This is a genomic window from Shewanella inventionis (assembly GCF_019931735.1).
Lineage (GTDB): Bacteria > Pseudomonadota > Gammaproteobacteria > Enterobacterales > Shewanellaceae > Shewanella > Shewanella inventionis.
Genome location: NZ_CP082926.1, coordinates 1,803,728 through 1,816,484, shown reverse-complemented (window position 1 = coordinate 1,816,484; position 12,757 = coordinate 1,803,728). Strand labels below are relative to the sequence as shown.

Sequence of the window (12,757 nt, the reverse complement as noted above, 5' to 3'; positions counted from 1 at the left end):
CCTGCAAAAAGCGCCATTTAGCAAGCTAGTTTACTGGCAATTTATCAAGCGAAACCTGTTTTAAATCAATTCATGTTAACTCAATCACATTTACACTCCTGTTCTTTTAAAATAATGAGAGCATTAACATGGAACTCTTATGCCCAGCAGGTAATTTAGCCTCGTTAAAAGCAGCCTTAAATGCGGGTGCCGACGCGGTATACCTGGGACTAAAAGATGACACTAACGCACGGTCATTTGCAGGGTTAAACTTTTCGGCAGAACAGCTAGCACAAGCCACTACGCTAGCTCATAGTCAAGGTCGTAAAGTCTTTTTAACGATAAACACCTTCCCTAAACCGGGCCATGAACAACGCTGGTATCAGGCCGTTGATTTAGCTGCGAAATTGAATATGGATGCACTTATAGTGGCAGATTTATCATTATTAAATTACGCACATCAGCACCATCCACACTTGCCTTTACACTTATCTGTACAGGCCAGTGCCACCAATTTAGGGGCGTTATCGTTTTATAAAGAAGCATTTAACATAGAACGAGCCGTACTGCCTCGCGTGTTGTCGATTAAACAGGTAAGGGATCTTGCCAAAGTTAGCCCAGTAGACTTAGAGGTATTTGCGTTTGGCAGTCTATGCATTATGGCTGAAGGTCGTTGTCATTTATCTTCGTACGTCACCGGGCAATCTCCTAATACTGGCGGCTCATGTTCACCTGCTAACCACGTTCGTTGGCAAGACAGTGGCACTGATAAATTAACTCGATTAAATAATGTGTTAATCGATAAAGCACAAGCACATCAGCAACTTGGCTACCCCGTTGTGTGTAAAGGTCGCTATGTGGCGCAATATGATCAAGACGCCAAATATTTACTCGAGTCCCCCACCAGCTTAAATACATTAAGCCTGATACCGCAGTTAGCACAAGCGGGAATAGCGTCACTTAAAATTGAAGGCCGTCAACGAAGCCCAGCCTATGTTAGCCAGGTCACTCAAGTGTGGCGCAGCGCAATAGATACTTATCTGGCAGCACCTAACGAGTTTGCAGAACAGGCTCAATGGTCACAGGCATTAGCCAAAGTGTCAGAAGGGCAAATTACCACATTAGGTGCTTACGAGCGCCAGTGGCAATAAAAGCGATAAGGACAACAATGAAAATATCTCTAGGACCTATCAGTTATTGCTGGTCTAAATCCGACGTAGAAACCTTCTACCAGGCTGTTGCCACCAGCAATATTGATACCGTTTATCTCGGTGAAACGGTATGCAGTCGCCGCCGCGAATTAAAATTTTCTGACTATTTAGCGTTAGCCAATATGCTTAAGTCTCATGGTAAACAAGTGATATTGTCGACCATGGCATTAGTCGAAGCGCAATCAGAATTGCATGAATTAACACGCGCTATCAATAATGGTGACTTTTGTATTGAAGCAAACGATATGGCCGGCGTGTATTATGCTCACCAAGCCAAAGTGCCTTTTGTGTGTGGCCCGACAATTAACAACTATAATCGCGCCAGCTTAGATTTATTGCACCAAAAAGGCATGTTCCGCTTTGTTATGCCATGTGAACTGTCAAAAGATTGGCTGCAAGCAGTGATCAACACAGACACGAAACCCTCATTCGAAATAGAAGTGTTAGGACACGGATATATGCCATTAGCGCATTCTGCTCGCTGTTTTACTGCCAAGCATTACCAGTTACCAAAAGACAGTTGCCAAACCATTTGCCAACGACACAGCAAAGGCTTGTTAGCACAAACTCAAGAGTCACAACCTCTATTAAGATTAAACGGCATTCAAACTCAATCAGCGGCACAGGTAAATCTGATAAACCAAATACCCACCATGATCAATATGGGTGTTGATTACTGGCGGATTTCACCCAATAAACTAGCCGATATTGCGCTCGCAGACACCTTAACCAACTTGCTTAATAAGGCTCAATTCAATGATCTAGCACAAGTTGCTATCACGAACACCCAATCCAAAGACTGTAATGGCTACTGGTTAGGTTTACCGGGAATGGATTACAACCCACAAGCCAATAACGCCTCATTTTAATCGACGTTAGTCGTGTGTGTTACGTCTAATTTGTATCTATTTGAGCAATGGTTCAGCAATGCTGATCAGGCCATAATGCTGAACCATTTAATCTTACTGTTGAGTAAAAAAACAATTCAAAAACAACTAGAAAACAACCCAATAACAGAAGCGCAACACAATGATTAATTTGACGTTTATCCATCTAGTCATTAAAAATCCAAATGCGTATATCTACCCACATTTAACAAATATCTATTCGTTTAAGTAATCATTTTACATACTGCAAATAAGGAGGTAACCTTGCCTCCCTAAAAAGCACAATTGAATGGACATTCATTTAGCGTCCATCTACAACAGTGGTCTTGCCCTTTAAGCCCACTTTAAAGCACATACGTAAGGTGTATTTAACGTGACACACAAACAACATAACATTAAAACAATTCTTACCTTTATCGTCCCATCACTGATTGGTCTATTACTGTTTATGACGCCTATCAGTGTTGACGGTGCAATTACCATCCCAATTGCGATTATTTCTAAAGCACTACAAACCAGTCTGGGCAGTTCAATTCAGTTAATTGTGGCTGGTATTGTCGTATTTATGGCTATAGCGTCTTTATTAACTCGCATAGTTAATCCTCAATTTGTCCGTAAGAATCATTTTTTACGCACCTTGTTAAAAGTGAATTTATTCTGGCTGGTCACCCGGATTTTGGGCGCAGTATTTATTGTCATGGTTTACTTGCAAGTCGGCCCTGAGATGATCACGTCGTCTGCAACCGGAGGACTGGTACTCAATGACCTAGTCCCAGTGTTATTTTCAGTATTTATTTTTGCCGGAATGCTATTACCACTTCTTTTAAATTTCGGCTTACTTGAATTTTTTGGCACCTTGTTGACCAAAGTAATGCGCCCCATATTCAACCTTCCGGGTCGCAGCGCAATCGATTGTATGGCTTCATGGTTAGGAGATGGCAGCGTTGGTATTTTAATGACCAATAAGCAGTATGAAACTCGTTTTTATACTGAAAGAGAAGCAGCGGTCATTGGCACAACATTTTCGGCTGTATCAATTACATTTAGCCTTGTGGTGATTTCGCAGGTCAAACTTGAACATTTATTTGTGCCATTTTACCTGACCGTATGTTTAGCCGGATTAGTGGCAGCAGTCATTGTACCTAAGCTTCCGCCATTATCATGGAAAAAAGACACCTACATTGACAACACACCACGACATGACGACGATGAAAGCGTACCAAACAATCATGGGGTATTTTCATGGGGTTTTGAGCAAGCAATGCAAAGAGCATCTTCAGCTGGCGGTGTTAAGCATGTCTTAGTTGAAGGGGTCAAAAACGTTGTTGAAATGATTTTTGGCGTCATCCCTGTGGTAATGGCCATTGGCACAGTGGCATTGGTACTTGCTGAGCATACCCCCTTATTTAATTACCTCGGCATGCCCTTTATTCCGTTGTTAGAGTTATTGCAAATCCCTGAAGCGGTCGACGCATCAAAAACAATTGTTGTTGGTTTTGCAGACATGTTTATCCCCTCTATTTTAGCCAGCTCTATTGAGTCAGATTTAACCCGTTTTGTGATAGCGGCATTATCTGTGACCCAATTAATTTACATGAGCGAAGTGGGGGCATTACTGATTGGTAGTAAAATTCCGGTTAACTTTTTTGAACTTTTTGTCATATTTATCTTACGCACCTTAGTAACATTACCAGTAATCGCATTAATGGGACACTTACTGATATAAGCCTCACAGCATAACAGATAGGTTAAATCCCCTGAGGAGCGCAACGCGCTCCTTTTTCGTTTAAAAAGCCAGCGAAAAAGATAAAAATCAAGTATGCTTAATGCATAACAACATACTCATTGGCAACGGGCAGTATCCCGTTATTATAAATTCATAAGGGTACCCCATGGACGACAGACGTAAGTTTTCTCGTATCTTATTTGCTGCTAGTGCTTATATTCAGCAAACCGAACAAACTTGGCGCACAAAAATTTTAGATTTAAGTCTCAATGGGGCTTTAGTTGAACTACCAGCAGGTTACACCGGGCAACTTAATACCATTGTCACCTTAGCATTTGTGTTGCCAGACTCAGACATTGAACTGCAAATGCAGGCGGCCATTGTTCACAAAACCCCAGAGCACCTTGGGCTTAACTGTGTGCATATTGACCTTGAGAGTATTACTCATTTGCGCCGTATTATTGAACTCAATTTAGGCGATGCAGAGTTGCTAGACCGTGAGCTTAATTCACTCGTGACACCAACGCCTTAGCGTTTAATTGTTACTTTTTCAGCAATAAAAATGGCAAGCTTTTAAGCTTGCCATTTTGTTATATTTCCTTGAGTGATAACAATCAGGGTAAATAAGTGATTAGAAATTGCATAGATAAAATCGCTTAAAATAAGACGAAATTGCAGCGATCTCGTTGTTTTATCCTCAAAATGTCTAACGACGTGATAAACGATATTAACCAGTAAGCATGAGTACATTCTTTTGCTGCTCGGTATTAATTAATCAACTCAAGTAATTCATGAATGGTTTTTACCGGGGTAATTTTAGCTCCTAAGCCTTCCATTGACTTATGGTAATTGCGATAAGGAATAAAAATCTCGGTAAACCCGTGTTGCGCCGCTTCTTTCACTCTCGGTACACCACTATCGATAGGCCTTACATCACCGTTAAGACTTAACTCCCCCATAATGCAGGTGGTACGCGGGACAACAAAGTCATTTAAACTGCTCAGTAACGCCGTCACTAATGCCAAATCGATACAGGTTTCAGACTCATCGATTTTCAACCCCCCCACAATATTAAAAAAAGTATCATGGAAAATTTTAGTCTTTGTGTGTTTGCGTAAAATGCCCGTCAACATTTTAATCCGGTTCATATTTAACCCTACACACACTCGCTGAGGAAATTCTGACTCCGTCTCTGTGGTTAAACATTGGATCTCTAGCAATAAATTGCGATTACCTTTACGAATACAGGTAATAGTAGAACCTGGCGACTCAGTGGTCGACCCTGACAAAAAGATCTCGCTGGGGTTATCGACACTCAGCATACCGCGCTCGCTCATGCGAAAAATACCCACGGTATCAACATCACCAAAACGATTTTTATTCGCCCTTAAGGTTCGAATTTGACCATCGTTGGTATCGATATGTAATAACGCGTCAACAATATGCACTAAGGTTTGCGGCCCTGCGATTTCGTTATTTTTATTCACATGAGCAATAATGAACATGGTAACGTTATTTTTTTTACAATATTGGGTAAATGCTTGCGCTGCGGTTTTCACTTGAGAGGGAGAGCCTGGGCTACCATTCGCATTATCGGTAATCACTGCCTGAATTGAATCTATAACCGCAAATTTTATTTGCTTAGCTTCAAGCTCTTCAATTATCGACTCAACGCTGGTTTCAGATAATAAATATAAATTATCTTCGTTATAGTTAAGCTTTAAACGATTTACTCGATTTTTAAACTGGGACAGTGACTCCTCAGCAGTACAATAGAGTGATGCTGTCGACTGCGACATACGTGCAACTAAATCCGACAATAATGTGGTTTTACCCGCACCAGGGTCGCCTGAAATAATATTCACAGAGCCCGTTGTAAGCCCACCACTGAGCACTCTGTCAAGCTCACCAATTCCCGTTAATCTTTTTTCAGCCTCAACGGACTCAACATCATTGAGCTTTTTAGCTCCGCCACCAGACGCACCGGCATACCCTAATACCGCCGGACGCGACGCGACGGTTTTAGTACTCGCTAAACGAACCTCAACCAAGGTATTCCAGGCACCACAACGACACTGCCCCTGCCAACGCGGATAATCCATGCCACAATCGTCACAAACAAATGCCATTTTTGGAGCTTTAGCCATATTACTTCCTACTATTTTACTTATATACTCAACATCTTGCGATAAAGAGGATGTTAGATAAATCGACCAACACATTAAAACAAAACGCAGTGATTTACTCTACATCAATGGAAATGGACAAAAGCAAGGTTGGCTGATTAAATAAGTTAATAAAATGAGATAAATAACAACGATATTTATCTTGAACCTTGCCAATAGTTACAATCTTGTTCAAACTGATTGTTAATTAGCGTGTAACAACTGCTAATTAATAAATAGACTAACCATATTAACTTACAGAGTATGGATTAGTAATGAATAATGCCATAAAGAACAGCACTTTCTTGCCGATACTATGTCGATAAGACTCACTAAATAGACGACAAAAAACAACAAAAATGAGTTTAGATAACCACAGTGCATTAATTGAACAACTAAAACCACTCTTGATGGAGCCTGATTTTCAGGACATTTTTGAGCGGCTGACTGCTGATGAGTCAAATTCAACCCGTTTTTTATTAAAAATGGAGCTTAATCGTATTTCATCACAATGCACTCGTATTATCGACTTACGCGACAAAACTGAACTCCCCTGTGAAGAAGTTGTGATTGCCAACCAGCGGCACTTTTTGGACGAACCAGCAAAAGAATCACTCATTAACGCCCTGCCTTTGTATCGTAACAAATACACCTTAGGGGTTTACGAACAGGTTGTAAAAGCGCACAAACTACGCCGCTTAAAGCTGCGTAATATTGAACAAGAAGACATCCTCAACCAAGAAAACCCATATTTAGTCCCTGGTGTTGTACTTGGCAGTTATTTTAACCGTTGCGAAGAACGGATGAATTACAGCATACGTATTGCTGTGACTCAATCAAACCTCAATGAAATTAGCGGTGTGACCCTGGATCTTTCCGTTGGCGGTGCACGAGTAAAACTGCCCGTTAAACATCATTTAGACCCAGATAAGCCCATTAAACTCAAACTGCTTGAGCTCAGTGAAGAGTTCTACATTGATGATCTACAACATGGAGTTGATTATCAAATAGTAGACATACAAAACAAAGATGGCCACGCAATTTTAAGGCTTAAACGGTTAAGTGGTGGTGATGCGTTAGACAAACTGCTAACCAAAGTTATACGAAGTTATAAATTTCGCTATAAAGTCGATGTAAACGATGTCATTGTTACCGCAACTGGCCTAGGATATGAACGCCATTACTTGCCATTGCTTACACATTTACCCTTATATGTCACACTCAAAGACGATGTACCACACATTAGCTACGAATTGCTTGGTCGCGGCAACCAACCAATACAACACTACTTTCAAGATGAAAATCACGTCAGCCAATTACCCAGCTTTATCAATACTCGACGTCTGACTCAGCTCCTCAAAAATAACGCAGACACGGATCATAATCTGCTCTTTAGTTTTACCCATAATGCACAAGGTAAGCTGCACTATTATTCAGCGACATTAGCCGAGTTAAAAGCCACCAAAAACCTCAATTTATTTCTTGGATTTGCTGCAACTAAAGCCAGTTGGCGGGTTTTTAAATTAATTGCTCAACCTATTGATCATAATAAAAACTATAAAACCTCAACACTCCCGGGCGATGATGCTCGTTATAGTGCATTAACAGAGCAGCAACTCGCCCAGTTCAGTCATATTTTACAGCTTATTGATTTAACCAATGAAGAAGTTCGCCGAGATTACCAGCAATGGTTTAACAAAGAAGACGTCAATGGACTAAAAATTTTTGCTCAAGCCAAAGTAAAAAACCACAGCATTAAAAAAGTGTCGATGCCATTTAGTGAACGTCGTCATGAGGCACGATTTGCCTTTAAAACCACAGTAGTCATCCAGCAAGGCGATAAAACAGCCACAGGTATTACTCATGATATCTCTAGCCGAGGATTACAACTGATACTGGAGCACGCAGTTGATTTTACAGAGCCAGCTCAAGTTACGTTATCCTTTCCAAGGCTTCAGGCCGCTGCTGGCAAAACCAACTTATCAAATTTGCCATACCAACTGATCCGCAGCCGCATGAACGGCCTCACATTACACTTAAGTGCATTAGTTGGACACTCCCCCCATGAAGGGGTCGAGTTTTTAAATAAACTTATCGCCCACAACAAACAAAAGCTAGAGCAATTATCTGACAACGAAGGTCAACTCAAAGAACTGGCTGATGGCCTAAAGAACCTATTTATGCGCCAATTGCCCGGCGTGCCTTATTTTATAGAAAAAACAGTCAAATCAGCCCAAATGGCGTGCATTGGTATTGGCACAACCACAGATGAAATAAGCCATTTGTTCGCACAAGACACAGATCAAGTGTTGCAATACAACTTAATGCCTTTGTTAGATAATAATGTGTTAAAACAACAAATCATTGACCCCATAAAATCAATGAAACCCAGCCATGATATGGATTTTTTTGAAGTATTTATCCAATTGGTACGCCAACCAAGGGGCACAGTGCAAATAAAGTGCATACTCAAATCGGAATTAGGCGGTAGAGACAATCAAATAGCCTTTATTGAACAAAGTAAAAAAGTAGGCCGATTTATGGCATTAAGAGTCTATCGTGGTGCCACAGATAAGCCCGACATGAGTTACATTCGACGTGAACTAGAATACATTCATATTCATGCAAACCATCGAGCAAAACAGCTCGAAGAGCAGCTTTGGAAAGTTATCGGTTCAGGTGAGTTACTGGATATTACTGCCGAAGTGGAAATTCGTTATCCCAGCCTTCTCATGGTCGACAAACCTAAGTAACCTGAACGCTGGATAACAACTTAGCTTACAAGGCTAAATACCAGTTTTTAATCGCAACAAAATGATCTTGTTCAGCTTGTTTATTGGTTAACATGCCAGCATGGTCATAATCAAATAGGTTACCTTGCTCTTTAGACAAAAGCGTATACTTCACTTTACCTATGCCGCATTCAGCAATCATGTCACGCACATCAGATGGATTACCTAGCACACGGTCATTTTTACCGGCAATAAACCAACTGATTGGCCATTGAGTATTAGTGGCAGCGTGACCATAATCAAATTCATCATCATGATCAACCCAGTCTCCCCGAACCCAATCAATGGTTTGCAATAACGAGGCGCGGCTTTCATTATCCATTCCGACACGAAGACGATGGGCATCTAAATACCCTTGTCTTGATACCAAAAATGGCGCTAGACGATTCCAAAAAAAATCGACCATGAGCCACTTTCTAAACGAGCGTACTTTTATCGTACGTTTAGAACCAAAAGTTAACAAGGAGGCGACACTGTGTTGTAACTGGCTAAAGCGCGTCAAGCTACTGGCCATTAGCACACCGCCCCATGAGTGTGCGCACCAATGCACCTGACTTACTAATGGATGACGCTGCAAGATAAACTGGTGCACCAAAGGTAACTGTTCCCGAATGACCTCCCCTTGACCTAACGCAAAATCACGGTGAATTTTCGGCTCACTTAACCCGCGACCGGCAGTATCCATCACATAGACATCAAAACCAGCCCGGGCTAAAAAACAAGCAAGCCCTCGACCTGAGTCACTGTAAAAAACACGGCCATTGGACATGGCACCATGTAACATTAAAATGGGAATATTGGCGCCATTGGCAGTAGTAGGAGCAATATGCCTTATGTGTAAACGACCGTCACGATAAGGAATAAAAAGCGAATCTTGTTGAATATCAGTGTTCACAGTTGGCAGAAATAATAGAAATTTAAAACTAAACTATCATTACTGCCAACAAATACAAACAAATTAGAGCAAAAACTTAAGTGTTATGTTGGGCTACCAAAAACATGACAAAATCTAACGTCAAAGTCTTAATCCAGCCACACCCATAGGTCTGATCGCAACAATTAAGCCTGCAAGCAAAATACTAGCGCGCGTAAATCAAGACGATCGATAGCTGCATCTGCAGCAGCAACAAGCTTGGGCTTAGCATGAAACGCCAATCCTAAATCAGCAGCTTGGATCATAGGAATATCATTGGCGCCATCACCTATAGCAACACGTTGTCCTGACGCAATGCCCCATTGCAGCGCCGAGCGCTCAATGACATTGGCTTTGTATTGTGCATCAACAACCTCTCCAGTGACTTCGCCAGTCAATTTACCGTTGATAACCACTAACTCATTCGCATAGGCTGCATCTAACCCTAGCAAGTGCTTTAGATGCTCTACAAACGGAATAAATCCGCCTGATGCAACCACAAGTTTCCATTGGTGGGCTTTAAGCTCTGCAACCATAGATTCTATACCGGGCATTAAAGGTAAGCCGTCGCATAATTGCTTAATAATTGCAGCGTCTGCTCCTGCTAACTTAGCCACTCGCTGCCTTAACGATTGCTCAAAATCTAATTCGCCTCGCATGGCACTGGCTGTTACGGCTGCAACTTCATCACCGACACCGGCCATTGCAGCAAGCTCGTCAATACACTCTATTTGAATGGCGGTTGAATCCATGTCCATCACTAATAACCCCGGATGATTCAAACGTGCCAAAGGCTGCTGGATAAGTACTATCTCAGCGGCAATATTTTGCGGAAAAGCAGCTATCCACTCATCAATTGCGACTTGAGCTGACAACTCAAATCCTAACAAATCATTTTGCCGTTTAAGCTGCGCAATATGCATATTGATTGAAATGGAACACAGCCAAGCTTCAATATCAGCAGAACAATGTGAGGAAAAGATAACCCGACAACGGTAGGGTAAATCAGATTGCAAACTTATTGGGTACTCAGGCTCTTCATAACGATATAACACACGGCCCTGATGCTGATAAGTCTCACAAGCCTCTGAAAATAACCAATTTAGTAAAACATTTTCACCTTGTTGTTGCATCAATACGGCCTCTTAGTATGTTCCGACTATCTACTGACAAATTTTTCGATTAGTATAGCTTTTTGATGATTCTCTGTTATTGGACTACCGCTGAGTGTTACCTAGTTACAACGATCACCCTAAATCAGCATCCAATTAAATAGAAAAAACACTGAGGATTAAAGTGATTTTTGTTAAAGGTCTTAAGAAAAGACAAAAATTTAGCCGGATAATACAAATTGTTATCGCGATTTCGCTCATTTTTGGTCTTATACATTTATGGCAAGCTAGCCTTAGAAATGGCCAAAACTTGCTTAACTCACAAACTAAAGTGATGGCACGTTTACTGGCTCAACAAGCAGCAAATGGTGCAGCACCAGCAATGTATTTACAAAATGATGAGCAACTTCAATGGTTAGCGTCTGCATTAGCCGCTGATCCTAAAGTGATGTCAGTTAACATATATAATTCTCAAGGGGTAAGACTGGCTTTTGCTCAAAGCGTGTCTTTTGAAGACTTAGAAGCCGATTCAGACGCGTTAAAGGGCTTATTAAAGCCATACCCTCCTTTAATCGAAAATGTGATTCAAGATGACAACAACCTAGGTTATGTAGAAGTTCGGCTAAACCTTGATATCTTTTTTGATGAAATTAAAGTGTTGCATGAACAAAACATGGAATTACAGCAGATGATGTTAATTGTTGCTGGTTTCATCGGTTTATTACTGTCACGTGCATTATCCTTTAAACGTGCCGATTTTGATCGCAGAAAATCGCAAGCAAAGTTACGTAAAAAGCCTAAAAGGATCGCGTTAGTGTCAGGCAGTGAAAAAGCAGAAGATAAAGACGAAAAAGAAGATAAAAACTAATACCAATTCCACTAATTATCTGGTCATTCAGCGGGAATTCAGTGCCTTCTAGGCAAGTAATAGGATTGTAGGCATAGTTGCTCTACGTCAAAATACTATTAAGCAGCATAGAAGGCACAGAAACCCGCCTTGTAGGAGACGCTCAGACAGTCCATTTCTTTGTTGCATTGCTTTAGAAGGGAATAACCATTATTTCAACAATGCGCCTCAAACTGAACAGTCTGAGCGACTCTGATTGGTCACATAATTAATGGAAATGGTATAACACAAAATATAAAAGGGACGCTTTTTGGCGTCCCTTTTAATCATCATCTGTATGATAGTGTTAAACAGTACTGATTATCGTACTATTTATAGTTTACAGTGTTAACGCTGCATCCAAAGTCATGATAATCATGTCATTGAAAGTCGTTTGACGCTCATCAGATGTGGTTTTTTCACCCGTACGGATATGGTCAGATACAGTCACAACACATAATGCTTTAGCACCTAATTCGTGCGCAACACCGTATAAACCAGCCGCTTCCATCTCAACGCCTAGTACACCCATTTTTTCCATCACGTCAAACATTTGTGGATCTGGTGTGTAAAATAAATCAGCAGAGAAAACGTTACCTACACGGATTTTAGTGCCGTGAGTTTTAGCAGAGTCAACCACTGCGCTCAGTAAGCTAAAGTCAGCAATAGCTGCAAAATCGTTATCTTTAAAGCGTAAGCGGTTCACTTTAGAGTCAGTACATGCACCCATACCAATGATCACGTCACGTACTTTTACATCAGTGCTAATTGCGCCACAAGTTCCTACACGGATTAAGTTTTTAACACCATAATCTTTAATAAGTTCGTGAGCATAAATCGAACAAGATGGAATACCCATACCTGAACCCATTACCGAAATACGCTTACCTTTGTAAGTTCCTGTAAAACCTAGCATGTTACGCACATCAGTCACTTGCTCAACATTTTCTAAAAATGTTTCAGCTATGTACTTAGCACGTAATGGATCGCCAGGGAAAAGCACTGTTTCAGCAAACGCACCTTCAACAGCATTAATATGTGGTGTAGCCATGATATAACCCCTATGTTTCTATTTTATTTGGTCTT

10 protein-coding genes are annotated in these 12,757 nt (G+C 41.0%); 6 read left to right on the top strand and 4 right to left on the bottom strand.

The features are described 5' to 3' along the window. Positions 1-128: 128 nt before the first annotated feature. The 4 genes from ubiU to K8B83_RS08205 all read left to right on the top strand — a co-directional run bounded on the left by ubiU (position 129) and on the right by K8B83_RS08205 (position 4,335). Positions 129-1,130: a ubiquinone anaerobic biosynthesis protein UbiU gene (ubiU, locus tag K8B83_RS08220; protein WP_188738666.1), complete on the top strand. Its 1,002-nt coding sequence runs from the start codon at positions 129-131 to the stop codon at positions 1,128-1,130. A 17-nt stretch (positions 1,131-1,147) separates the two neighbouring features. Then, positions 1,148-2,059 carry a U32 family peptidase gene (locus tag K8B83_RS08215; protein WP_188738664.1) on the top strand — a complete coding sequence of 304 codons (912 nt, stop codon included), beginning with the start codon at positions 1,148-1,150 and terminating at the stop codon, positions 2,057-2,059. A gap of 391 nt (positions 2,060-2,450) precedes the next feature. Further along, positions 2,451-3,803 (top strand): YjiH family protein, encoded by a 1,353-nt coding sequence (locus K8B83_RS08210; protein ID WP_188738662.1) that lies wholly within the window; start codon positions 2,451-2,453, stop codon positions 3,801-3,803. 166 nt (positions 3,804-3,969) lie between these two features. After that, on the top strand, positions 3,970-4,335 hold the full coding sequence (locus K8B83_RS08205; RefSeq protein WP_188738660.1) for a PilZ domain-containing protein: 366 nt from the start codon (positions 3,970-3,972) through the stop codon (positions 4,333-4,335). A 235-nt stretch (positions 4,336-4,570) separates the two neighbouring features. On the opposite strand, the gene radA is transcribed toward K8B83_RS08205, so the two are convergent. Continuing rightward, the gene (gene radA / locus K8B83_RS08200) at positions 4,571-5,950 is read right to left on the bottom strand and encodes a DNA repair protein RadA (protein WP_188738658.1); all 1,380 of its coding nucleotides are present in this window, start codon (positions 5,948-5,950) and stop codon (positions 4,571-4,573) included. 377 nt (positions 5,951-6,327) lie between these two features. Here radA and K8B83_RS08195 point away from each other — a divergent pair, with 377 nt between their 5' ends. Further along, the gene (locus tag K8B83_RS08195) at positions 6,328-8,721 is read left to right on the top strand and encodes a PilZ domain-containing protein (protein WP_188738656.1); all 2,394 of its coding nucleotides are present in this window, start codon (positions 6,328-6,330) and stop codon (positions 8,719-8,721) included. A 25-nt stretch (positions 8,722-8,746) separates the two neighbouring features. Here the strand turns inward: K8B83_RS08195 and K8B83_RS08190 are convergent, their stop codons facing one another. Both K8B83_RS08190 and serB read right to left on the bottom strand, forming a co-directional pair. Next, positions 8,747-9,655 (bottom strand): alpha/beta fold hydrolase, encoded by a 909-nt coding sequence (locus K8B83_RS08190; protein WP_188738654.1) that lies wholly within the window; start codon positions 9,653-9,655, stop codon positions 8,747-8,749. Between the two features lie 164 nt (positions 9,656-9,819). Beyond that, positions 9,820-10,806, bottom strand: coding sequence for a phosphoserine phosphatase SerB (serB, locus tag K8B83_RS08185; RefSeq protein WP_188738800.1), 987 nt, complete (start codon positions 10,804-10,806; stop codon positions 9,820-9,822). 163 nt (positions 10,807-10,969) lie between these two features. On the opposite strand from serB, the gene K8B83_RS08180 reads away from it, so the two are divergent. Next, a complete protein-coding gene (locus K8B83_RS08180; protein WP_188738652.1) occupies positions 10,970-11,653 on the top strand; it encodes an AhpA/YtjB family protein in 684 nt (227 codons plus the stop codon). Between the two features lie 358 nt (positions 11,654-12,011). Here K8B83_RS08180 and deoD read toward each other — a convergent pair whose 3' ends face one another. Continuing rightward, the gene (gene deoD / locus K8B83_RS08175; protein ID WP_188738650.1) at positions 12,012-12,722 is read right to left on the bottom strand and encodes a purine-nucleoside phosphorylase; all 711 of its coding nucleotides are present in this window, start codon (positions 12,720-12,722) and stop codon (positions 12,012-12,014) included. Positions 12,723-12,757: the final 35 nt, after the last annotated feature.

Bases quoted from the DNA above. Each gene is read 5' to 3' on its own strand.
- ubiU (WP_188738666.1), top strand. From the start codon at position 129: ATGGAACTCTTATGCCCAGCAGGTAATTTAGCCTCGTTAAAAGCAGCC.
- K8B83_RS08215 (WP_188738664.1), top strand. From the start codon at position 1,148: ATGAAAATATCTCTAGGACCTATCAGTTATTGCTGGTCTAAATCCGAC.
- K8B83_RS08205 (WP_188738660.1), top strand. From the start codon at position 3,970: ATGGACGACAGACGTAAGTTTTCTCGTATCTTATTTGCTGCTAGTGCT.
- radA (WP_188738658.1), bottom strand. From the start codon at position 5,950: ATGGCTAAAGCTCCAAAAATGGCATTTGTTTGTGACGATTGTGGCATG.
- K8B83_RS08195 (WP_188738656.1), top strand. From the start codon at position 6,328: ATGAGTTTAGATAACCACAGTGCATTAATTGAACAACTAAAACCACTC.
- serB (WP_188738800.1), bottom strand. From the start codon at position 10,806: ATGCAACAACAAGGTGAAAATGTTTTACTAAATTGGTTATTTTCAGAG.
- deoD (WP_188738650.1), bottom strand. From the start codon at position 12,722: ATGGCTACACCACATATTAATGCTGTTGAAGGTGCGTTTGCTGAAACA.